General features: G+C 65.3%; 18 protein-coding genes, 1 pseudogene and 1 riboswitch. Of the genes and pseudogenes, 8 read left to right on the top strand and 11 right to left on the bottom strand.

From position 1 onward, the window contains the following. Positions 1–197: 197 nt before the first annotated feature. Positions 198–1,508: an ABC transporter substrate-binding protein gene (locus NIBR502772_RS06520; RefSeq protein ID WP_141139553.1), complete on the top strand. Its 1,311-nt coding sequence runs from the start codon at positions 198–200 to the stop codon at positions 1,506–1,508. Between the two features lie 76 nt (positions 1,509–1,584). Here the strand turns inward: NIBR502772_RS06520 and groL are convergent, their stop codons facing one another. The 5 genes from groL to NIBR502772_RS06495 all read right to left on the bottom strand — a co-directional run bounded on the left by groL (position 1,585) and on the right by NIBR502772_RS06495 (position 6,145). Further along, on the bottom strand, positions 1,585–3,213 hold the full coding sequence (gene groL, locus NIBR502772_RS06515; protein ID WP_058929984.1) for a chaperonin GroEL: 1,629 nt from the start codon (positions 3,211–3,213) through the stop codon (positions 1,585–1,587). Between the two features lie 291 nt (positions 3,214–3,504). Further along, positions 3,505–4,770 carry an ABC transporter substrate-binding protein gene (locus NIBR502772_RS06510; RefSeq protein WP_246848713.1) on the bottom strand — a complete coding sequence of 422 codons (1,266 nt, stop codon included), beginning with the start codon at positions 4,768–4,770 and terminating at the stop codon, positions 3,505–3,507. 11 nt (positions 4,771–4,781) lie between these two features. Further along, positions 4,782–4,988: a cold-shock protein gene (locus NIBR502772_RS06505; RefSeq protein WP_141139551.1), complete on the bottom strand. Its 207-nt coding sequence runs from the start codon at positions 4,986–4,988 to the stop codon at positions 4,782–4,784. Positions 4,989–5,146: 158 nt separating this feature from the next. Then, on the bottom strand, positions 5,147–5,764 hold the full coding sequence (locus NIBR502772_RS06500) for a LytR C-terminal domain-containing protein (RefSeq protein ID WP_141139550.1): 618 nt from the start codon (positions 5,762–5,764) through the stop codon (positions 5,147–5,149). 51 nt (positions 5,765–5,815) lie between these two features. Next, positions 5,816–6,145 carry a DUF3263 domain-containing protein gene (locus tag NIBR502772_RS06495; protein WP_058929987.1) on the bottom strand — a complete coding sequence of 110 codons (330 nt, stop codon included), beginning with the start codon at positions 6,143–6,145 and terminating at the stop codon, positions 5,816–5,818. 133 nt (positions 6,146–6,278) lie between these two features. Between NIBR502772_RS06495 and NIBR502772_RS06490 the strand changes: the two genes are divergently transcribed. Together NIBR502772_RS06490 and NIBR502772_RS06485 are read left to right on the top strand one after the other, a co-directional pair. Further along, the gene (locus tag NIBR502772_RS06490) at positions 6,279–7,049 is read left to right on the top strand and encodes a uracil-DNA glycosylase (protein WP_246848712.1); all 771 of its coding nucleotides are present in this window, start codon (positions 6,279–6,281) and stop codon (positions 7,047–7,049) included. Between the two features lie 14 nt (positions 7,050–7,063). Beyond that, entirely contained in the window at positions 7,064–7,903 is an 840-nt protein-coding gene (locus tag NIBR502772_RS06485) for a siderophore-interacting protein (RefSeq protein ID WP_141139549.1), read from the top strand. Positions 7,904–7,930: 27 nt separating this feature from the next. On the opposite strand, the pseudogene NIBR502772_RS06480 reads toward NIBR502772_RS06485, so the two are convergent. The 3 genes and pseudogenes from NIBR502772_RS06480 to NIBR502772_RS06470 all read right to left on the bottom strand — a co-directional run bounded on the left by NIBR502772_RS06480 (position 7,931) and on the right by NIBR502772_RS06470 (position 11,933). After that, a pseudogene (locus NIBR502772_RS06480) lies at positions 7,931–9,417 on the bottom strand (threonine/serine exporter ThrE family protein). Between the two features lie 39 nt (positions 9,418–9,456). Next, positions 9,457–10,773 (bottom strand): peptidoglycan bridge formation glycyltransferase FemA/FemB family protein, encoded by a 1,317-nt coding sequence (locus NIBR502772_RS06475; RefSeq protein WP_141139548.1) that lies wholly within the window; start codon positions 10,771–10,773, stop codon positions 9,457–9,459. A gap of 86 nt (positions 10,774–10,859) precedes the next feature. Next, positions 10,860–11,933 (bottom strand): peptidoglycan bridge formation glycyltransferase FemA/FemB family protein, encoded by a 1,074-nt coding sequence (locus NIBR502772_RS06470; protein ID WP_246848711.1) that lies wholly within the window; start codon positions 11,931–11,933, stop codon positions 10,860–10,862. A gap of 242 nt (positions 11,934–12,175) precedes the next feature. On the opposite strand from NIBR502772_RS06470, the gene NIBR502772_RS06465 reads away from it, so the two are divergent. Next, a complete protein-coding gene (locus NIBR502772_RS06465) occupies positions 12,176–12,637 on the top strand; it encodes a TspO/MBR family protein (RefSeq protein ID WP_371706778.1) in 462 nt (153 codons plus the stop codon). A gap of 27 nt (positions 12,638–12,664) precedes the next feature. Here NIBR502772_RS06465 and gcvP read toward each other — a convergent pair whose 3' ends face one another. Together gcvP and NIBR502772_RS06455 are read right to left on the bottom strand one after the other, a co-directional pair. Then, positions 12,665–15,535 (bottom strand): aminomethyl-transferring glycine dehydrogenase, encoded by a 2,871-nt coding sequence (gcvP, locus tag NIBR502772_RS06460; RefSeq protein WP_371706777.1) that lies wholly within the window; start codon positions 15,533–15,535, stop codon positions 12,665–12,667. 187 nt (positions 15,536–15,722) lie between these two features. After that, positions 15,723–15,820, bottom strand: a riboswitch (glycine riboswitch). A gap of 96 nt (positions 15,821–15,916) precedes the next feature. After that, the gene (locus NIBR502772_RS06455) at positions 15,917–16,456 is read right to left on the bottom strand and encodes a TetR/AcrR family transcriptional regulator (RefSeq protein WP_056347303.1); all 540 of its coding nucleotides are present in this window, start codon (positions 16,454–16,456) and stop codon (positions 15,917–15,919) included. A 67-nt stretch (positions 16,457–16,523) separates the two neighbouring features. On the opposite strand from NIBR502772_RS06455, the gene NIBR502772_RS06450 reads away from it, so the two are divergent. After that, positions 16,524–18,110 carry an MFS transporter gene (locus NIBR502772_RS06450; RefSeq protein WP_141139544.1) on the top strand — a complete coding sequence of 529 codons (1,587 nt, stop codon included), beginning with the start codon at positions 16,524–16,526 and terminating at the stop codon, positions 18,108–18,110. Between the two features lie 97 nt (positions 18,111–18,207). On the opposite strand, the gene NIBR502772_RS06445 is transcribed toward NIBR502772_RS06450, so the two are convergent. After that, positions 18,208–18,687: a Dps family protein gene (locus tag NIBR502772_RS06445; RefSeq protein WP_141139543.1), complete on the bottom strand. Its 480-nt coding sequence runs from the start codon at positions 18,685–18,687 to the stop codon at positions 18,208–18,210. A gap of 212 nt (positions 18,688–18,899) precedes the next feature. Between NIBR502772_RS06445 and NIBR502772_RS06440 the strand changes: the two genes are divergently transcribed. The 3 genes from NIBR502772_RS06440 to NIBR502772_RS06430 are packed head-to-tail and all read left to right on the top strand — an operon-like array spanning position 18,900 to position 22,532. Next, positions 18,900–19,934: a nitrilase-related carbon-nitrogen hydrolase gene (locus NIBR502772_RS06440; RefSeq protein ID WP_141139542.1), complete on the top strand. Its 1,035-nt coding sequence runs from the start codon at positions 18,900–18,902 to the stop codon at positions 19,932–19,934. Next, positions 19,931–20,956 (top strand): agmatine/peptidylarginine deiminase, encoded by a 1,026-nt coding sequence (locus tag NIBR502772_RS06435; protein WP_141139541.1) that lies wholly within the window; start codon positions 19,931–19,933, stop codon positions 20,954–20,956. Before NIBR502772_RS06440 ends, NIBR502772_RS06435 begins: the two co-directional genes overlap by 4 nt. Before the next feature lie 13 nt (positions 20,957–20,969). Beyond that, complete coding sequence (locus tag NIBR502772_RS06430; protein WP_141139540.1) at positions 20,970–22,532, top strand: APC family permease; 1,563 nt, start codon at positions 20,970–20,972, stop codon at positions 22,530–22,532. Positions 22,533–22,558 lie beyond the last annotated feature (26 nt).

Here is a 22,558-nt window from a genome sequence, read left to right as displayed (position 1 = left end):
CAGACAGCGCCGACAACCGGTTCAGCCAGCGTTCGGGAAACCGCTTACCGAAAAGCCTTGACGCCGAAGTCGAAGCGCGGCAGAATCGGAATCCTGACCGGGAAAGCGCTTTCTCAGTCGAAGCTTCCCCACCGGCACCGACGCCGTCACGGGACACGCGCGGGGTGGACCTCCACCCTTTTGAGGAAGGCACATCAATGAAGATTCGGGCCATTAGCCGCAGGAGATTCCAGTTCGGCGCAGTCGCCGTCGCCCTCTCCCTGCTCGCCACAGGCTGCGGTGCACCCGCCGGCTCCAGCGAAAACAGCGAAGTCACCCTGCGGTTCGCGTGGTGGGGCAATGAGTACCTCAACGCGCAAACAGAGAGAGTCATCGACGCGTTCGAGGCGGAACATCCCAACATCAAGATCGAATCCGAGCCGGGCGAATGGGCCAGCTACTGGGACAAACTGGCCACCACGACCGCTGCCAATGACGCACCGGATGTCATCCAGATGGACCAGAAATACATCGCCGAGTACGGTGGCCGCGGGGCGCTGCTGGACCTGGCCAAACAGGGCGGGATCGACACCTCCAAGCTGGACAAGGAATCACTGGCGTCCGGCCACTACGACAACGCACAGTACGGGCTGAGCACCGGGAAGAACGCTTACGTCATCATGGCAAACACCAAGGTCTTTGAGGCAGCAAACGTGCCCTTCCCCGACGACACCACCTGGACCTGGGACGACTTCATGGACACCGCCGCGAAACTCAGCGCGGCCGGTGACGGGAAGAGCTACGGCGCAGCCTATGGCAGCAACGAGGCGGACCTCATCATCTGGCTTCGGCAGCACGGCGAGAACCTCTACTCCCAAGACGGAAAACTGGACTTCGACACCGCTACGGCCGCTTCGTTCTGGGAACGGCTGAAGGAACAGCGCGATTCCCAGGCGAGCCCGCCGGCCACGGTGGCCACCGAGGACTCCGGCGCAGGCCTTGAGGAGAGCCTGTTCGGCACCAACCGGGTAGGTATGGCCTGGTGGTGGACTAACCAGCTGGGATCGCTGGAAACCACCACGGGCAGCAGCATCAAGATGCTCCGCGCCCCCAGCACCGACGGGAAGTCTGCGGACAACGGCATGTACTACAAGCCCACCATGTTCTGGTCCGCGTCCTCACGGTCGAAGCACCCGGAAGCCGCCGCGACCTTCATCAATTACCTGGCCAACAGCCCCGCGGCAGGCGCCATCCTGATGACAGACCGCGGAGTCCCCAGCAACTCTGAGATCGTCGAGGGCATCACACCGGCGCTCAAGCCGGCAGACACCACTGTGGTGGCCTTCCTGAAGGACATTGCGCCGGACATCGCCGACGCGCCTCCCGTCCCGCCGGTGGGTGCCGGCAGCGTCCAGAACGTCATCAAGCGGTTCACCGACGAAGTCCTGTACGACCGGCTGACTCCGCAGGCGGCCGCCGACGCGTTCAAGAAGGAAGTCGAAGGAATGCTGGCCACGGCCCGCAAGTAGCGCACACAAATGCGGCCCCCTCCAGTGGAGGGGGCCGCATTATGGTTTGCGCGGAACGTAGTCCGGGCGCTGGGGACTAGAAGCCGCCCATGCCGCCCATGTCGTCGCCGCCACCCATGGCCGGAGCGTTCTTCTCCGGCTTGTCGGCCACAACGGCCTCGGTGGTGAGGAACAGACCGGCAATGGACGCCGCGTTCTGCAGGGCAGAGCGGGTTACCTTGACGGGGTCGTTGATGCCGGCAGCCAGCAGGTCGACGTATTCGCCGGTTGCTGCGTTCAGGCCGTGGCCTGCAGGCAGGCCGCGGACCTTGTCGACAACAACGCCAGGCTCGAGGCCGGCGTTGAAGGCGATCTGCTTCAGCGGGGCGTCGATGGCAACGCGGACGATGTTCGCACCCGTTGCTTCGTCACCGGTCAGGTTCAGGTTCGCGAACGCCTTGGCGCCGGCCTGGATCAGCGCAACGCCGCCACCGGCGACGATGCCTTCTTCAACAGCAGCCTTCGCGTTGCGGACAGCGTCCTCAATGCGGTGCTTGCGTTCCTTGAGCTCAACCTCGGTTGCGGCACCGGCCTTGATGACTGCAACGCCGCCGGCCAGCTTGGCCAGGCGTTCCTGCAGCTTCTCGCGGTCGTAGTCCGAATCGGAGTTTTCGATCTCGGCACGGATCTGGGAAACGCGGCCAGCGATCTGGTCGGCGTCGCCGGCACCTTCAACGATGGTGGTCTCGTCCTTGGTGACAACAACCTTGCGGGCGCGTCCCAGGAGTTCCAGTCCGGCGGTCTCCAGCTTGAGTCCGACTTCCTCGGCGATGACCTGGCCACCGGTGAGTACAGCGATGTCGGCCAGCTGGGCCTTGCGGCGGTCACCGAAGCCCGGAGCCTTGACGGCAACGGACTTGAAGGTGCCACGGATCTTGTTGACGATCAGCGTGGCCAGGGCCTCGCCCTCGATGTCCTCGGCAATGATCAGCAGCGGCTTGTTGGACTGCATGACCTTTTCCAGGACAGCAACCAGTTCCTTGACGTTGGAGATCTTGGAGTTGACGATCAGGATGTACGGGTCCTCAAGGACCGTTTCCTGGCGCTCGGTATCGGTAACGAAGTACGCGGAGATGTAACCCTTGTCGAAGCGCATGCCTTCGGTGAGCTCGAGCTCCAGGCCGAAGGTGTTGGACTCCTCGACGGTGATGACGCCTTCTTTGCCCACCTTGTCCAGGGCTTCAGCGATCAGGGCGCCAATTTCGTCGTCACCGGCGGAGATGGAGGCAGTAGCCGCAATCTCTTCCTTGGTTTCGATTTCCTTGGCAGAGGCCAGCAGCTCAACCGTGACGGCCGCTACGGCCTTCTCGATACCGCGCTTGAGGGACAGCGGGTCAGCGCCGGCCGCGACGTTGCGCAGGCCTTCCTTGACCAGGGCCTGCGCCAGCACGGTAGCCGTGGTGGTGCCGTCGCCAGCGACGTCGTCCGTCTTCTTGGCAACTTCCTTGACCAGCTCGGCGCCGATCTTTTCGTAAGGGTCGTCCAGCTCGATCTCCTTGGCGATGGAAACACCATCGTTGGTGATCGTGGGGGCGCCCCACTTCTTTTCGAGGACGACGTTGCGTCCACGCGGGCCGAGGGTGACCTTGACGGCGTCGGCGAGGATGTTCAGGCCCCGCTCAAGACCGCGGCGTGCCTCTTCATCAAATGCAATGATCTTGGCCATAACGGCAGTAGTCCTTTCGGGACAGTCGTTAAGAATGAACCTCACTGCAGTGCCCGCGACGGACGATCCTTCACCGGCGGCCTCTGTATGCCGCGGCTGGGGATCTCACTCCAGCTAGGTATTTCTCTCGCTCCACGACCGCCGCCAAGCCTCGATGCCGGACAAACCGGACGTTGCTTTAGCAGTCGGTACGTAGGAGTGCTAACTCAATAATTAGCACTCCCTAGGTGAGAGTGCAAGCGAAAGGTCCCCCAAATCGCCCTGTCAGGGAGGCCCGTTCGCCATCGGCGATCAGCCTGCGGCCCGGCCTGCCGCCTCATGGCCGCTGAGAACTGCCCTGTTGTCTGCGCCGTAGGTGAACACCATGTAGTTGGCCGTGGTGATGTCACCGTTGGCGTCGAAGGCAACTGGCCCCGATTCGCCGTCGTAATTAATGCCTGCCCCGGTCTTCAGGACCGCGAGGCAGCCGGTGTAGGACAGGCACGGCTTGGTGGCCGGGCCTGAGGCCTGCGCGGCGGCCTGCCCGCCTGCAGTCCCGCCGGAGACGGCGATCAGGTTGGCGGCGATGGAGCGGCCGGCATCGTCGTCAGCCTTCGCTGCCGCCAGGACCGCCAGGTTCACGGCGTCGTAGGTCTCCGCGGCGAACGAAAGGTCTTTCAGGGCAGGGTTGACCGACACAAGACGGGCCTGGAAGTCCGCAGACGGCAACAGGCCCGGCACCACTGCACGCGCGCCGTCGAGCGCCTTGGATCCAAGTCCCGAACCGTACTGGGCGAAGGCGCCGTCGCTCAGGATGATGCTCTTGCCCGAAAGTCCCGCGTTATTGAGCTCTGCGATGGCGCCCTGGGCGTCGTCCCTGGCGATCAGCACCACAGCATCAGGAGTGGCGGCCTTGGCTGCAGCTGCGGCGTTCCCGGCGTCGCCGGGCTTGAAGGCGGTGGTTGAGACAGTTTCCAGGCCGGCGTTCTTGGCGGCGCCGGCCACCGCGGCAGCTACGTCCTTTCCGTAGCTAGAGTCCTGGTGGACCACGGCAAGGCTCTTGGCGCCGCCGTCCTTGGCCAGCTTCACCAGCACCGATGCCTGGGCAACGTCCGCCGCGGCGGTCCTGAAGTAATAGCCGCCGCTCTTGTAGCGGGACAGGCCGGCAGCGGAGTTTGCAGGCGAGACGAGGGGGACCCGGGCGGCCGAGAGGACGTCGATGGCAGCGGTGGCGTGACTCGAATCCGTGGGTCCAATGACCGCGTCAACCTTGGCTGAGGCCAGATTCCTGGCCTGCGCGTCGGCGCCATCACCGGCGCCTACCACCAGATCCACAGGCCTGCCCTTGTGGCCGCCGGCCGCATTTATTTCCTTGATTGCAAGTTGGGCCGCGGCAAGCTGCGAGTCATTGAGGAAGGCCTGCTTCCCTGTGCTGTCCTGGATCAGCCCGATCCGCAGCGTGCCGTCACCGGATGCTTCAGCGGATTCAACGCGGGCATTGCCGCCGGCTCCGGCACAGCCAGCCAGTGCCAGCAGGAGGCCCGCCCCTGTGATTGTGCGGACGATTGTTGAACGCAAGCTGCGGGAGATCACTGCGCGGGCCGGACGTTTTCTGCCTGCGGGCCCTTCTCGCCTTCACCGACTTCAAGCTCCACGCGCTGTCCCTCATCCAGCGCCCGGTAACCTTCGCCCTCAATGGCCGACCAGTGCACAAAGACATCGTCCCCGGAGCCGTCCACCGTAATAAAGCCGTAGCCCTTTTCGGCGTTGAACCACTTAACCGTTCCCAATGCCATGATGTCCACTCTTTTCCGTCGTGCCGTCGGTCCCCGTCGGAAGTGTGCCGCTTGTTACGGACCGAAGCCTGAAATCACTCTAGCGACAAGCCATCCGGCGGGCCGAACCACACGGCCGCTCCGGTGCCCAAAAGTTACTCAGGCGTGACCGCGAGACGCTACTGGTAGCCCGGCCCCAGGACAACAACCAACGGCACCTGGAAGTCCTGGCTCTCCACCAGGGTAGGGATGTTCAGGAGTTCGGAGAGTGCTTCGGCGTTGGCCTTCTGCGCCGGTCCTGAATAGAAGATTGCGGATGTCTGCTGCGGAGCGCCGCCCCAGTTCCCCACCTGGCCCAGCGTCCAGCCATCGGCCTGGACCATAGAGCTGATGCGTCCGGCGAGCCCGGCCTTACCGGCGGCGTTGTAGATGGCCACGCCCTGGGTCTTGTCCAGCACAACCGCGGAGGGAATGTTACTGGGCGAAGCGCTGGGCTCGGCGTCAGGGCTATTAGAGGGCTTCGGGTCCGTGGAGGCTTCAGCGGTGGCCGACGGTGCCGCGCTTGCCTCGGGGGCCGCGGCCGATTCCAGGCTGGTGGAGGCATCACTGCCGGCCTGGGTGAACCCGAGCTTGGGAAGGATCAGGAAGGACACCACTCCAATGGCCAATGCCACAATCCCCACCGCGAGGATGGGCCACAGCTTGCGGCGGGCAGGCGCCGAGGCCGCACGGTGGACGCCTTGCCGTGAGGCGGACTCCGGAACCTTGTCGAATTCATCCCGAGCGTATTTGGTCATGATGGGGAGACGTCCTTGTTGATTGCTGCTGATGGCTCAGCACGAGCGTGGTCAGGCGTCGGAACCCAGGCGTCGTGCAGTGCGTGCCCGGTGACGCGACGTACGTAGTCTACGCAATCTCTTGACCAGCATGGGGTCGTGGGCCAGTGCGGCCTCGGTGTCGATGAGGGCGTTGAGCAGCTGGTAGTAGTGCGTTGCGGACAGATCGAACAGCTCCCTGATGGCCTGTTCCTTGGCCCCGGCGTACTTCCACCACTGCCGCTCGAGTGCCAGCATCTGCTGGTCGCGCTCGCTCAACGGGGAGTCACGGAGGGTAAAGTCAGCCAGCAAAGAACCGCGCTCCTCCGGCTCCGGCATATGTTCCCGAGCAGGTTCCGCCACGACGCACCCCTTCGCTGGTCTCGCTGAATCACCGGTCAAGTTACAAAATCTCCTCCCCATGCTACGGCGTGAATAACACGGTTGTCATTTGCGCCCCGGCCGCAGCGTCCGGCAACCCTGCGAGAATGGGAGCGTGTTTGAATCTGACGCGCTGTTCGAACTGACGACGGACCCGGCGGAGGCCGTTGGCTTTGCCGAGATGGCCGTCTTGCCGCTCAGTGAGCTGATGGCTGCCGACTGGGCGAAGGCGCTGAGCCCCGTAGAGAGTGAGCTGCGCGGCGTCCTAGGCTTCCTGGCCACCGAAGTTGCCGCGGGGCACCGGGTGCTGCCGGCGCCGTCGAACGTTCTGCGCGCCTTCCGGCAGCCGCTGGCCGGCGTGAAGGTCCTGGTAGTGGGCCAGGACCCCTACCCGACGCCGGGCCACGCGATCGGCCTGTCCTTTGCCGTTGACGGGCGGACCCGCCCCATCCCGCGGAGCCTGGCGAATATCTACCGTGAGCTGGAGTCCGACCTCGGCCTTCCGGCGCGCGTCCACGGCGACCTGTCCGCCTGGGCCAGCCAGGGGGTCCTGCTGCTTAACCGGGTCATGAGCGTCCGGGCCGGGGCAGCCGGCTCCCACCGGGGCAAAGGCTGGGAGGCCATCACGACGGCGGCAGTCACCGCGGTGGCCAGCCGGCGCACTTCCGACGGCGGGCCGTCGCCGCTGGTGGCGGTGCTGTGGGGCAAGGACGCGGAGAGCGTCCGGCCCCTCCTGCCCGGGGCGGCGGTCGTGTCCAGCGCCCACCCCAGCCCGTTGTCGGCGTCGCGCGGATTCTTCGGCTCCCGGCCCTTCAGCACCATCAACCAACTGCTGCAGGACCAGGGATGCCCCGGCGTAACCTGGGAACTCCCTCCGGTCCCTTAGCTTAGGCTTGCCTTATGAGCACTCTTCCGGCCGCCACCAACGCCACGAAAAATACACGTCCGCAGATCGATCTCACTGTCATCCGACGGGAAGAACTCTCGCCACACATGGTCAGGATCGTGGCCGGCGGCGAAGGCTTTGCCGCCTACGTGAACAACACCTTCGTGGACCGCTACGTCAAAATCGTCTTCCCGCAGCCCGGCGTTGACTATGCCCAGCCCCTGGACCTGTGGACCATCCGCGAAACCATGCCCCGCGAGCAGTGGCCCTTCACCCGCACCTACACGGTCCGCTGGGTGGACACCGAGGCCCAGGAACTCGCCATCGACTTTGTGATCCACGGCGACGAAGGGCTGGCCGGCCCTTGGGCGGCTGCCGCCAAGCCCGGGGACGCCTTCACCTTCACCGGCCCGGGCGGCGCCTACAACCCGGCGTCTGACGCTGACTGGTACCTCTTTGCCGGCGATGAAGCCGCACTTCCTGCGATCGCCGCCGCCATCGAATCGTTGCCGGCTGAAGCGGCCGGCCTGGCGTTTATCGAGGTGGACAGCGACGCCGACATCCAGCCCCTTGCGTCCCCGGCGGGCGTTAAGGTGACCTGGCTACGCCGCCAGGGCGCGCCGGCCGGCGCCGGGGACCTCCTCGTCTCAGCGGTGGCCGACGCCGAATGGCCCACTGGCCGCGTTGACGTTTTTGCCCATGGCGAGCGCGGCTACATGAAGCGGCTGCGGGACGTGTTTTTCGTCCAGCGCGGCCTGGAACGGAGCCAGGTTTCGCTGTCCGGCTACTGGGCCCAGGGCCGGGTGGAGGACGACTTCCAGGCCGAGAAGAAACTGCCCGTCGGGAAGATCTGACCGGGATTTTCCGACGGCGACACGCGGCTAGCGGCGGCGGGCGCGGCGGCGTTCGTTGCTGGCCAGGCTGCGCGTGAGCGGCCGGGCCAGGGTGTCGCCGAGGACAATGCCGGCGGCCGTGCCCAGGACGATCGCGCCGGCGTTGAGCATGCCGCCAGCTCCCAGCAGGACTTCGGATTCCTCGATGGTCAGCACATACATCGAGCGGAAGATGGTCAGTCCAGGCAGCAGGATCAGGGCCGCCGGGACGGCCACCACCAGCTGGGGAGCGCCCATTTTCAGCGCCACCACCCGCGCCAATAGTCCAATCACAACGGCCGCGACCGCCGGGGAAAACCGGTCACCGACGCCGAGGGAAGCAGCGCCAAGCAGTACAAAATAGCCCACCACGCCCACGGCTGCGGTGGGCAGCAGCAGTTCCCACGAGGTCTGCTCCGTCACGCCGATGGCCATCACTGCCACGGCGATAAGGATCACCAGGACCCAGAGGTCGTAGGCAGGCGGGAACGTCTCCGTGACGCTAATCGGCTGCATCCCGGTCATCGAACCGATCACAAAGGCCACCGCGATCCCGGCCACAATCGCGCCGAACGTCAGCAGGGTGGACAGGAACCGGCCCGCGGCCGTCACGGGGAACCCGTTGATGGCGTCCTGGACCGACGAGACGAGGCGTCCGGTGGGCAGGAGCAGGAGGATGCCGCCCACCACCACAATCGCCGGTGCGTTAGTGAGGTCAAAGCGCCACAGCAGCAACGCGGTGAGCGTAACGCCGAAGGAGCATGCCGCCGTCGTGAAGAAGTCCGGAACCCTCCACCGGCCCAACTGGCGGGCGAGCAGGCTGACGCCGATGTTGGCAACAAAGGCGATGCCCGAGGAGACCAGACCTCCGCCGAGTACGCCCACAAAGACTGCGGCGAACACGCCGAAGGCAACAGTGACCATCCAGCGTGGAAACGGTTTGGGGCTGGTGATGGCCTCGTCCAGCCGGCGGATCGCCTCATCGCGGCCCACTCCCCGGCCACGATGTCCGTCACCAGCCGGTGTACTTTGGCCAGCCCGGCATAGTTGTTTGTCCATGACCGCACCACCCGAAGCAGCGCGATGGGCGTCTGGTCCTTGGGCGCATAGTTAATGGCCACCGACTGGTTGGTGATGTCCACTTCGATGTTTTTCAGCCCCAGCGCCGCGGTGACGGCAATAATGCTCGTCTCCACTTCCAGGGCGCCGGCCCCGTACCGGAACATGGTCTCGGCCAGGTGCAGGGAAAAGTCCAGGGTCTTGCGTGCGGACGTGTCCACGCCTCCCACCTGGATCATGGGGTTGGCGTAGGGGCTTCCGGCGAGCCTGTCCACAATGCTCAGTGGCGCCGTCGGCGGGTTCTCCCCCCGCACCAGGCGCCGCAGCATCCGCTTGGCCGCGGCATCCTGGCGGAGCTGGGAGGGGGTGAGCGGCTCTGTTTTGGGCAGGCTGTCGGTGGGAGGCCTGCGCCTTGGGTTTTCAGGTCGATCGTTCACCTTGGTGCTCCTCCCTTTCTGGCAGTTCGTGGTTTGGTGTTAGGCCTGGCGCTTCAGTGGCAGTTTGCCCAGCAGGGTGCGCGCCGCCGCGATGGCCGCGCGGACCAGGCGGTTGGCCTGGAAGGCTGCCGGCCGCACCGGCATCACGAAGTCACCCAAGAGCTGAACCACGTCGCCGCCGAAGCCCTTCTTGAACTCGTAGCCGCCGTGGCCTTCTTCGTCCTGTCCCTGGATGCCGAAGGTGCCGTAGAAGTTGTAGCGCGAGTAGCCCTTGTCCAGCCCGTGCAGCATCATTCCCCAGTACAGGGACGTGGCGCCGTTGAAGTAGATGTAGTCCTGCTTGGTGCCGCCGATAACGCAGACCACCTCGTCGCCGAAGCAGACGAAGTGGATGGCGGCCACTGTAGCCACACCCACCGAGTCCGGGAACCGCTCGATGTCCTTGAGGCTGCGCTCGTAGCTGTCCACGAGGTCCTGGACAACCTTGAGCCGGTTGGCTTTCTTCTTGCTGCCGGTCTCTTCGACTTCACGGCGGAGTTCGGCTGCGGACGCGGATTCCGCTTCCAGGCGTTCGGTGATGGACTTCCGGTACGCGGGGATGTCGATCTTGGCCATCATAAGTTTGGTGAACTCGGCCGAGGTGGTCCGCAGGAGCTGTTCGTAGTATTCGCGTTCGCGGTAGAAGAAACCCTTCTCGTCCCCGGCTGTGCTCAGCGCGTCGTAGAACTCGTCAAGGGTCTCCAACGTGGCCTGCTCCAGGAATACACCGTTCTTTTCAGCCTTCCGGATGGCCTTCCGTGTCCGGTAGCTGGTACCCATGATGAGCTCCTCGGCGTCCGCGATGCCGTCGAGCCGCTTGATGAACATCCAGTTCACGTTGGCGAAGTTCATGTCGGAGCCCTGGTGTTCAAAACCAAGGCCCGCCAGTTCCGCCACGAGCGGCCTGTTGTCCACGATCTCGGGGTGTTCGGCGCCGTCGGCATCGCGGGCGATGTACGTCAGGTTCGGGGAAATCCGGAGTTCGGCGGCCTTGCGTTCCGTGGCGCGTTCCTTGAGAAGTCCGACGACGTCACGCACCAGTGCGGCGTCCGTGTAGTCCAGGAGGGGGCCCTTGGCGCACTCGCACACCTTGTAGCCCCAGCGGTTGGTGGTGAAGTTCAGTTTCCCGGCGGCGACCAGGTCGCCGTCACGCCTTACACCGAACAGTTCCACTGACTGACCGCGGGCGCGCTGGAAACGGGTGAAGTCAGCGGACTGGATGAAGTTGTTTTGCGGATGCTTGAGGGAGAAGGACTCAAACTCGGCATCGCTGAGGACGCTGAGCTCGAGTCCGGCTCCGGCCTTGGTTGGATTCACGGAAATAACCTCATCTATGGCTGGGCTGCCGACTGGGGCAGGCGCTGGCCTTCGTGGTGTGGATGGTGAGAGTGGCTGGTGGGCGGTCAGTAGAACTGCTGGCCGGTGCGTGCGGTTTCAAGCCGGCGGAAGACCCGTTCCGCGCCCTTGACCCACAGGGTGTGCCTGACGGGCGACAGCACGTGGTCGTAGCAGCCGACGAAGTCCGTCACCGTCTTGGTGAAGCTCGTTTTGAACATTCCCATGCCGTACAGGTGGTGGGTCTTGTCCTTGATCAGGCCAGAGGGCGGCGTGCCGCAGAAGTCGTACTCGGTGCAGCCGAGTTCCTGCATTCTCCGGATGGCCTGCCACTGGACCAGGTGCGAATCGCCGTACTGCTTCCTGTTCTGGGTGGAGCCGCCGTCCTTGTAGGTTGCCTTGGATCCGTAGTTGATCACAAAGGCGCCCACGCTGGGTTTGCCGTCTTCGTAAACGAAGAAGAAGCTGCCCTGTCCGCGCGTGCAGAATTCGTCCCAGAACTGGGTGTAGTACTCGAGGCTGCGCAACGGCATGGAACCCTTGGCGTTCACCGTGTCTGCCATCAGGTCATACAGCGCCCGGTACGTTTCCGGGCCTGGCTCCTGCTGCACCACGGCGCAGCCTTCGCGTTCTGCCCGGCGGATCGCGTTGCGGGCGCGGGAGGAGATGGACCGAAACACCTGGTTCTCCGGTGCCGCGATGTCCAGGAGCGCCGTGGAGTCGTTGGACTGGATATTCGGGGCCTTCACCAGGCCGGCGGCGGCGAGCTGTGCCCGGGCTTCCGGGGTGCTCACGATGTCGGGTTCAATCTTGATGGTGAAGACATTGAGTTTCCGGCTCCGGGCGAATGCAGCGCACGCGTCCAGGGCCGGCTTCAGGTCCTCGACGGCACCCAGGTCCGGACCTTTGATCAGGTACCACAGGCGGCCCAGCACCGGGAATTTCTTCTCCAGCACCAGGTTGTAGCTGGCGGTCCCGGCAGACTCCAGGACCAGGAAGCGGGCGGTCCAGCCGCTGCCGTTTTTCACGGACGCGTAGGCAGCGGACTGCAGCATGTTGCCGCCGTTCGGGTTGGCCGTGACGTGCTTGTCCCAGTTCTCAATTTCCTCCGCTGTGGCAAAGCGGGCGGTGAATTCTCGCAAGGGGGCCGTGTCCAATCTCAGGGGTTTGTGCGCGGTTCTGTACTCGTAGTTACGTGCGGACATGTAGCCACAAGTCTAAAGCCTGATCGGGTGGGGGCAGTCCAGACAGGACCGCGGAGCGCCTTGACTCGCGGGCGGCGCGCCGCAAGGGTTGACCCATGGAGTTGGTCCCGAAAAAGTCCGACACTGGGCCTGGAAGTCCCGGCAGGAAGCACCGTCGCCGCGCGGAGGTGCTTGCGCTCATGCTCTTCTTGGCAAGTTCCGCCGTAGTCGCCTGGCTGGGTGCTTTTGCCACTGTCAACAACGTGAACGGCTGGTACGTGGGCGCTGACAAAGCCCCCTGGTCACCACCGAATTGGTTGTTCGGTCCAGTGTGGACAGCTCTTTACACTGCCATGGCGGTGGCCGCCTGGCTGGTCTGGCGCCGCCACACCCCGGAGTCGCGGCCCGCGCTGGTCAGCTACGGAATCCAGTTGTGCCTCAACCTGCTGTGGACACCCACCTTTTTCAGCCTGTATCCGTTGCTCGGCACGGCCGCCCTGTGGCTGGCTTTTGCAGTCATCCTTGGGCTGATCGGGGCGGTCACTGTCACGGTGGTCCGCTTCGGCCCGATCAGCCGGGCCGCCGGGATACTTCTGCTGCCCTACATCACCTGGGTTGTGTTCGCGTCGTCCCTCAACCTCTGGGCCGCGCTTAATAACTAGCCCCTGGGGTGCGGGAAGCCGGCGGGCCTAGTCTTCGAACTCGGACAGCGGCGGGCAGGAGCAGATCAGGTTGCGGTCCCCTGCTGCGCCGTCGATGCGGCCGACGGGCGGGAAGTACTTGTCCTGCTTGAGGTGGTGGACCGGGAAGGCGGCCTGCTCACGGGGGTACTGACGGGTCCAGTCGGAAGATACGACGGCGGACGCGGTGTGGGGTGCGTGGCGCAGCGGGCTGTTCTCCACGGTGAAGTCGCCGTTGGCGACCTGGTCGATTTCCTTCCGGATGGTGATCATCGCATCGATGAACCGGTCGATCTCCACCAGGTCCTCGGACTCCGTCGGTTCCACCATCAGCGTGCCCGCCACCGGGAACGCCAGGGTGGGGGCGTGGAAACCGTAATCGATCAAGCGCTTGGCCACATCCTCCGCGGTGACGCCGGTCTTCGCCGTCAGCCCGCGAAGATCCAGGATGCACTCGTGTGCCACCAGCCCGCCCTCGCCCGTGTAGAGGACCGGGAAGTACTCGTTCAGCCGTGCCGCAACGTAGTTCGCAGCGAGCAGCGCGGACTTGGTGGCGTCGGTCAGGCCCTCGGCACCCATCAGCTTCACGTATGCCCAGGAGATCGGCAGGACACCGGCAGAACCGAACCGTGATGCGGAGATCGGGACGTCGTTGCCTTCGGTCCAGGTAGCCGCGTTGCCCGGCATGAACGGTGCCAGGTGCGCCTTGGCTGCGACCGGGCCAACGCCGGGGCCGCCGCCGCCGTGCGGGATGCAGAACGTCTTGTGCAGGTTCAGGTGCGAGACGTCGCCGCCGAACTTGCCCGGCTGCGCCAAGCCAACGAGCGCGTTGAGGTTGGCGCCGTCCACATACACCTGACCGCCCGCGGCGTGCACTGAATCGCACACCTCACGGACATCGGCGTCGTACACACCATGCGTGGACGGGTAGGTGATCATGATCGCCGAGAGGACATCCTTGTTCGCCTCGATCTTGGCGTCAAGGTCAACGTGATCGATGCTGCCGTCAGGAGCCGTCGCGACAACAACCACCTTCATGCCGGCCAGGACAGCCGAGGCGGCGTTGGTGCCGTGGGCCGAGGCCGGGATCAGGCAGACATTGCGCTGCTGGTCTCCGCGGGAGTGGTGATAGCCGCGGATGGCCAGCAGGCCCGCGAGCTCACCCTGCGACCCGGCGTTCGGCTGCAGGGAGACCTGATCGTAGCCCGTAATCTCGGTGAGCTGGTCTTCGAGATCGGCGATGAGTTCGCGCCAGCCCACGGTCTGGGAGTCCGGGGCGAACGGGTGGATGGAGGCGAACTCCGGCCAGGAAATGGCTTCCATCTCCGCCGTGGCGTTCAGCTTCATGGTGCAGGAACCCAGCGGGATCATGGTCCGGTCCAGCGCCAGGTCCCGGTCGCTGAGCCTGCGGATGTAACGCAGCAGCTGGGTCTCGGAACGGTGCGTGTTGAACACCGGGTGCTGCAGGTAACCGGAGGAACGCTCGACGGCGGCATCCAGCGCGAACTCAGTGTCAGTCCCGGCGGCCGCGTCCACCGCCGCGGCACCAAAGGCTTCCAGCACACCGGCAACAATGGCCGGGGTGGTGGTTTCATCGGCGGAAACGCCGACGGTGTCGCCGTCGATGTGGCGCAGGTTGATGCCCTGGGCTTCCGCGGCGGCAACAATGGCCGCAGCCTTGCCGGGCACGGAAACCGTGACGGTATCGAAGAAGCTTGTGTGCAGGACGTCCAGGCCGGCCGCCTTCAGGGACGCGGCGATGGTTGCAGCGTGGCTGTGGGTGGTCTCCGCGATTGCCTTGAGGCCGTCGGGGCCGTGGTAGACGGCGTAGAAGGAGGAGACGATGGCCAGCAGCGCCTGCGCGGTGCAGATGTTGGACGTGGCCTTCTCGCGGCGGATGTGCTGCTCACGGGTCTGCAGCGCCAGGCGGTAGGCGGGGGTCCCGGCGTCGTCCTTGGAGACCCCGACGAGGCGGCCCGGCATGGACCGCTCGAGACCCTTGGCTACGGCCATGTACGCGGCGTGCGGGCCGCCGAAGAACAGCGGCACACCGAAACGCTGGGTCGAACCCACGGCGATGTCCGCGCCCTGCTCCCCGGGAGGGGTGATCAGCGTCAGCGCCAGCAGGTCAGCGGCCACGGTGACGAGGGCGCCGCGTTCCTTGGCTTCCTTGATGACGTCGGCGTGGTTGAAGACCCGGCCGGAAACACCAGGCTGCTGCAGCACAATACCGTTGATAACGCCGTCGGGCAGGCCCTGGGACAGGTCGGCGACCTCCACCTCGAACCCGAGAGCTTCGGCGCGGCCCTTGACGATCGCGATGGTCTGCGGCAGGCAGTCGGCATCGAGGACGGTCTTGCCGTCGCGGGCTTCTTTGTTCTTGTTGGCGCGGCGCATCATCAGAACGGCCTCGGCGACGGCGGTGGCTTCATCGAGCAGCGACGCGTTCGCGATCGGCAGGCCCACCAGGTCCTGGACCATGGTCTGGAAGTTCAGGAGCGCTTCGAGCCGGCCCTGGGAAATTTCGGGCTGGTACGGGGTGTAGGCGGTGTACCAGGCCGGGGCCTCGAGGATGTTCCGCCGGATCACGGCCGGGGTGACGGTGTCGTAGTAGCCCTGGCCGATCATCTGCACGGCAGTCTTGTTCTTCGCCGCGAGCTTCCGCAGCTCGGCAAGGACCTCAACCTCACTCAGGGCGTCCTTGAGGCGGAGGGCCGCATCCTGCCGGATGCCGTTGGGGACGGCAGTATCCACCAGCGCGTCCACAGTGCCGTAGCCGACGGCCTTGAGCATGGAGTCGATATCGGCCTGGCGGCGGGCGCCAATATGCCGGTCGACGAAAGTGGCCGAGGCCGAATTAACACTCACAAGGAACTCCATTACTAAGGCGGGCGCAGGGTGCGCCACATCGACTCGGGTTCCTCCCCGCTCTGTCTGGGACCTGAGAGTTTCCGCGCAGCCTGCTTCCGCTGGGCTGCGCTTGCACCGTCGGTGGGCACAGCGGTCCTGACATTCCGGAGTGATCCGGGACGCTTCAGGCGGACGGCCTGCCACTTTCCAGAGTTGCCTGGCCGCGGCGGTACGTGGGCCTGAGAGATTCCTGGGGAGGATTTGCTCCTACGGCGCCTGTTGTACCTGCTAACAGAACTCTCCCGCCGCAGATCAAAGGCATATATTCAGATTTTGTGGCGGCCGCAGATGGTCGCCACGCCGTCCAATTCTCCTACGCCCCGGGCCACCGGGCAAATGAGGTCGGCGGGTTCAGCCGCGAAGCCGCTCCACGGCAGCGAGGAGCTCCTCAATGTCTCCGTGCCTGCCCCTGCCGTCCCCGGTGGTGCCGCTTTCCCACATGGCGTTGAAATACAGACCGTCCCCCATATACAGCACGGCTTTCGCCATGGCCGTGCCGACGTCGGCCGCGATCAGGTCCAACCATTGCTGCTGGATGGCGGCAAAGCGGCGCCGGGCCTCTTCATGGGCCACTTCAGCCAGGCGCGTGGCGGCCACGAAGGACCGGTCCATGGGCGAGTCGGACCAGAGCGAGGAACGGATGAAGTAGGCCGCCGCACCTTCGGCTGCTGCGGCCATCAGCGCGAGGTCCTCGACGGCCAGTCGGTCCAGCCGCTCCAGCACCGCAGCGATCAGCGCCTCCTTGTTGGGGAAGTGATAGAGCAGCCCGCCCTTGGACACGCCTGCCCGCTTGGCCACAGCATCCAAAGTGGCAGCCCGCTCCCCCACGTCGATCAGGAGTTCTTCAAAAGCGTCGAGGACTGCGTCGCGTGCGACGGGATTTCTGGCCATGGCTTCAATCATGCACGCTCCGGGTCCCGTTTCTTAACTGTACCGTCTGGACGGTATAGTTATCAGCATGACGTTGTCCGCACAGTCCAACCAGAACACCCGAAGCACATCCACCACGGCCGCCGATTTCAGGCCGTCAGGGCCCGCCAAGGCGCCCTGGCGCGATTGGCTCGCGCTGGCTCTGCTGATGTTTCCGGTACTCCTGGTTGCGGTGGACAACACTGCGTTGACGTTCGCGCTTCCGGCCATTGCGAGCAGCCTGGAGACAACCGGAGTCCAGCTGCTGTGGATTGTGGACGCTTATCCCCTGGTGCTTGCCGGATTGCTGGTCGCCATGGGCAGCCTGGGCGACCGGATCGGGCGCCGCCGGCTGCTGCTGGCCGGCAGTGTTGGTTTCGCCGCGGTCTCAGCGGCAACAGCCTTTGCCCCCACCGCGGAGTGGCTGATAGCGGGACGGGCCCTGCTGGGGTTCTTCGGGGCCATGCTGATGCCCTCAACCCTGTCCCTGATCCGCAACATTTTTCCGGACCCAAACCGGCGTCGGCTGGCCGTTGCCATCTGGGCTGCCGGCTTCTCCGGCGGCGCCGCCCTGGGTCCCATCTTCGGCGGGTGGCTGGTGGAGCAGTTCTGGTGGGGCGCCATCCTGCTGGTCGCCGTGCCCATCATGCTGCCCCTGCTGGCGTTCGGCCCTGCATTCATCCCGGAATCAAAAGATCCGCGCCCCGGCCGGGTGGACGTGCCCAGCATCGCCCTGTCCCTGCTGGTAATGGTGCCCATTGTGTATGGCATCAAGGAGCTGGCGACCGATGGTTTCGGGGCCACTCCTGTGGGTCTTGTTGCCTTTGGCCTGGCCATGGGCGTCGTCTTTGTCCGCCGCCAGCAGCGGCTGGCCAGCCCCCTGCTGGACATGTCCCTGTTCGGCAACCGGGTCTTCAGCACTGCCATCACGGCAAACGTGCTGGCCCTGTTCTCCTTCAACGGCTTCATCCTGTTCCTCGCCCAGCACCTGCAGCTCCTGGACGGAATGACGCCGTCGGCCGCCGGAATTGCCATGATCCCGGCACTGGTGGCCACAGTGCTGGCTGGGCTGGCAGTGGTGCCGCTGGTCCGGAAGGTGCGTCCGGGCTTTGTGGTGGCGGGTGGCCTGGCCCTGAGCGCCGCGGGCTACGGAATCGTAGTCTTCGGTGACCACGGCTCCGGGCCGGCCCTCCTGCTGGCCGCGCTGCTGATCCTCGCCCTGGGCGTGGGCACAGCGGAAACCATTTCCAATGACCTCATCCTGGGCTCCGTTCCAGCGGAGAAGTCAGGAGCGGCGGCCGCCATCTCCGAAACGGGCTATGAGGTGGGGTCACTGCTGGGGACGGCGGTGCTGGGCTCCATCCTGACCGCTTCCTACCAGCACAATCTCCGGCTTCCGGCCGGGGTGGAGGAAACGGCGTCGGGCACTGCAGTACACCAGGCGGGTGAAACTCTGGCGGGCGCCGTGGAACTGGCCGCCGGCCTGCCTGCTCCGCTGGCCGAAGCCCTCCGCGGCGCAGCACGCCTGGCGTTTGATTCGGGCGTCCACACCACTGCGGCGATTGCGCTGGTACTGATGGCGGGCGCGGCAGCCCTTGCCGCCGTCGTACTCCGGAAAGTTCCGACGGCGGACTAGGCGCTCGTCTCCGGCAGGCCGGCGAGCGCATAAACAGCGCCCGGCGCCGGAAGTCATTCCGGCGCCGGGCGCTTGTGGCCTCACTATGGGCCGGCGACTACTTGGCGTCAGGGGCGGTGACGCTGGCGGAGGCCTTCATGGTCTCGGCGTTCACCATCCACGCGTACTGCTCCAGCTTGGCGATGAATTCATGAAGCAGGTCCGCGGTGGTGGGATCCTCTTCGTCCACTTCGTCATGGACCTTGCGCATGGTGCCCACGGCACCCTCAAGCGCGGCGACGATCCGCTCGATGGCGTCCTTCGTGTTAATGAGGCCTTCGGGGAACTGCGCGAGGCTGGTGGACTTGGCCACGGTGGCACTGCGGCCGTCCGGCAGGGCATGCAGGGCGCGCATCCGCTCGGCCATATCATCCGCGAACTGCCGGGCGGCATCCACGATTTCGTCCAGCTGCAGGTGAAGGTCGCGGAAGTTGGTCCCCACAATGTTCCAGTGGGCCTGCTTGCCCTGGATGTGCAGCTCAATCAGGTCCGCAAGTACGGCCTGCAGGTTATTGGTCAGGGTCGGTGAAGCTTTCATGAATCCTCCTCGATTGGTCCAGTAGTCCCGACGCTATCAGCCGCGGGATCGATCGCGGCAGGCCGAAACCAAATTTCTCAGTGAGCTTACTAATCTCACGGAGCAAGACAAAAGAATGGAATTCATATAAACCATTGCGCGAAAGCCGTCCACCCTCCATACTAAATGAACGTCATTCATTTAGTGACGGTCGTCTCACTGGAAGTAAGCACATGATTGAAATTTCCTGCCTCGACTCACCCACGTCCCTGGCCCGGACAACGCCGTCCGTCCGCCCTGCCCTGCGGGTGGGCGTTGTGCAGCACCGCTGGCATGCAGACATTGCCGTCCTGCAGGCGGAACTCGATGAAGGAATCGGCCGCGCCGCCAGGCTCGGTGCCACGGTCGTATTCCTCCCCGAACTCACGCTTTCCCGCTACCCCGCGGACACGCGCCCCGAAAATGACACCACGCGCCCTGGCGCGGTGCGGCCCCGGCCGTCGGACACCGCTGAGGACCTGCTGACCGGACCCACCTTCCGTTTTGCTGCCGAGTCAGCCCGCCGCCACGGCGTCGCTGTCCATGCCTCGCTGTACCAGCAGGCACCGAACCCGGACGGCAGCGACGACGGCCTCGGGCTGAACACCGCCATCCTGGTGTCGTCCGAGGGCGAACTGCTCGCCCGCACGCACAAGCTCCACATCCCGGTCACCGCTGGCTACTACGAAGACAAGTTCTTCCGCCAGGGGCCGGCGGCCGCGGATGCCTACGAGGTCCACGCGCCGGCAGAACTGGGCGGCGCCCGGCTGGGCATGCCCACCTGCTGGGACGAATGGTTCCCGGAGGTAGCCCGGCTCTACTCCCTCGGTGGCGCAGAGATCCTGGTCTACCCCACCGCCATCGGCTCCGAACCGGACCACCCTGACTTCGACACCCAGCCGCTGTGGCAGCAGGTCATGGTGGGCAACGGCATCGCCAACGGGCTCTTTATGATCGCCCCCAACCGCTGGGGCAGTGAAGGAACGCTGAACTTCTACGGCTCCTCCTTCATCTCCGACCCCTACGGCCGCGTCCTCGTGCAGGCCCCGCGTGACGCCTCCGCAGTGCTGGTGGCAGACCTCGACCTGGACCAGCGGCGGGACTGGCTGACGCTTTTCCCCTTCCTGTCCACGCGCCGCCCCGATACCTACGGCCGGCTTACGGAACCCGTACGCCGTGACCAGCCGCTCGGCGGCGAAGTCCTCGCATCCGCGCAGGTGACCGCATGAGCACGTGGCGCATGCCCGCCGAGACCGCCCCGCAGGAGCGGCTCTGGATGGCCTTTCCCACCGGCGGCTACACGCTGGGCGACACGGAGGAGGATGCCCACGCTGCCCGGTCCATCTGGGCAGCGGTGGCCAACGCCGCCGTCGAATTTGAGCCGGTCACCGTGGTGGTGGACCCCGACGACGTCGGCATCGCCGCCCGCTATCTGAACCGGAACGTCGAGGTACTTGCCGCCCCGCTCAACGATGCATGGATGCGGGACATCGGCCCCACGTTTGTGCTGGACCAGGACGGGAGCCTCGGCGCCGTCGACTGGGTCTTCAACGGCTGGGGCGCCCAGGACTGGGCGCGCTGGGACAAGGACGCGGTGATCGCCGCCGAAGTCTCGGGCCGTGCCGGCGCCATGCACATCGTGTCCGCGCTGGTCAACGAAGGCGGCGGCATCCAGGTGGACGGCCAGGGAACCGTGCTGGTGACCGAAACCGTGCAGCTGGATCCGGGCCGCAACCCGGGACTCAGCCGCGCCGACGTCGAGGCCGAGCTCGCCCGGACCATCGGCGCAACCCACGTGGTCTGGCTCCCGCGCGGGCTGGCCCGCGACTCGGAACGGTTCGGCACGCGCGGTCATGTGGACATCGTGGCCGCCATCCCCTCCCCCGGCACGCTGCTGGTGCATTCCCAGCAGGACCCCCGCCACCCGGACTTCCAGGTAAGCCGCGACATCATCGAGCACCTGCGCACCACGAGGGACGCGGCCGGACGGGAGTGGACCATCATCGAAGTCCCCGCCCCTGAAGTGCTCTGGGATGACGAAGGCTTTGTCGACTACAGCTACATCAACCACGTCGTGGTCAACGGCGGCGTCATCGCCTGTACCTTCGGGGACCCCAACGATGACAAGGCGCTGCAGATCCTGGCGGAAGCCTACCCCGGCCGGCGTGTGGTCGGCATTGACGCCCGTGAGCTCTTCGCCCGCGGCGGCGGCATCCACTGCATCACCCAACAGCAGCCTGCTGCCTCGTAGAAAGCGCTGGACAATGACTCAAACCACCCGTACGAGCACCCCCGCAAGCCAGCCATCCGGGACCGACCCGGCCGGCTCGGCACACGGCATCACCGCAAAAGGACTGAAGGGCGGGCAGCTGGGCCTCCTCGCCGTCGTCGTTCTCGGCATTTCCACCATCGCACCGGCCTACACGCTGACCAGCGCCCTGGGCCCCACCGTTAATGAGGCGGGGCTCCAGTTGCCCGTCATTTTCCTTATCGGGTTCATCCCCATGATCCTGGTGTCACTCGCCTACCGGGAACTCAACGCCGATTCCCCGGACAGCGGCACCACGTTCACCTGGGTCACCAAAGCGTTTGGCCCCTGGGTGGGCTGGATGGGCGGCTGGGGACTGCTCGCCGCCAACATCATCGTCCTGTCCAACCTTGCGGGCGTGGCCGTCGATTTCTTCTATCTCTTCCTGTCGCAGCTGACGGGTGCGCCTGAACTCGCGGACCTCGCGGCCAATAAACCGTTGAACGTCCTGACGTGCTTCGTGTTCGTGGCCCTCGCCGTGTGGGTGAGCTACCGCGGCCTGCACACCACCAAGCTGGTCCAGTACGGACTCGTCGGATTCCAGCTGCTGGTCCTGGGGCTTTTCGTGGCCATGGCGTTCGCGAACTGGTCCACGTCGGAAACGGCCATCCCGTTCAGCTGGGAGTGGTTCGACGTCACCAGGATCGAGACGTTCGGGCAGATCGCTGCCGGCATCTCGCTGTCGATCTTTGTCTACTGGGGCTGGGACGTGTGCCTGACTGTGAATGAGGAAACCGCCAACGGCAAAAAGACGGCCGGACTGGCGGGCACCCTCACCGCCGTCGTTGTCCTGGGGATCTACCTGCTGGTGACCATTTCCACCATGATGTTCGCCGGCGTCGGCGATACGGGGATTGGCCTGAACAACGCTGAGAACCACGAGAATCTCTTCACGGCGCTGGCCTCGCCGATCATGGGGCCGTTCGCCATCCTGATGTCGCTCGCGGTGTTGTCCAGTTCCGCCGCGTCCCTGCAGTCCACGTTCACGTCTCCGTCGCGCAGCCTGCTGGCCATGGCCCACTACGGCGCGCTGCCTGCGCCGTTCAGCCACATCAGCAAGCGTTTCTCGACGCCGGGCTTCGCAACAGTGGCGGCGGGCATCCTGTCCGCTGGGTTCTACGCGGTGATGCATGTGATCAGCGAAAACGTCCTGAACGATACCATCCTGGCCCTCGGCCTGATGATCTGCTTCTACTATGGCCTGACCGCGATCGCCTGCGCCTGGTACTTCCGGAACAGCGTGTTCAGCAGCGTCCGCAACTTCATGCTGCGGCTGCTCTGCCCGGTAGCGGGCGGTGTCGGATTGTTTGTGGTTTTCCTGCAGACAGCCATCGACAGCTGGGCGCCGGAGTTCGGCAGCGGCTCCGAGGTCTTCGGGGTTGGGCTGGTCTTTGTCCTGGGCATCGGGATCCTGGCGCTCGGGGCTGTGCTGATGGTGATCATGGCACGCCTCCGCCCGGGGTTCTTCCGCGGCGAAACCATCCGCCGGGACACTCCTGCACTAGTGGTCCCGGAGTAGTTGCCCCACCCACAGCACGGCGCCCT

This window comes from Pseudarthrobacter sp. NIBRBAC000502772 (genome assembly GCF_006517235.1).
In the GTDB taxonomy this organism is placed as follows: Bacteria; Actinomycetota; Actinomycetes; order Actinomycetales; family Micrococcaceae; genus Arthrobacter.
This window is presented reverse-complemented; position numbering and strand designations above follow the sequence as displayed.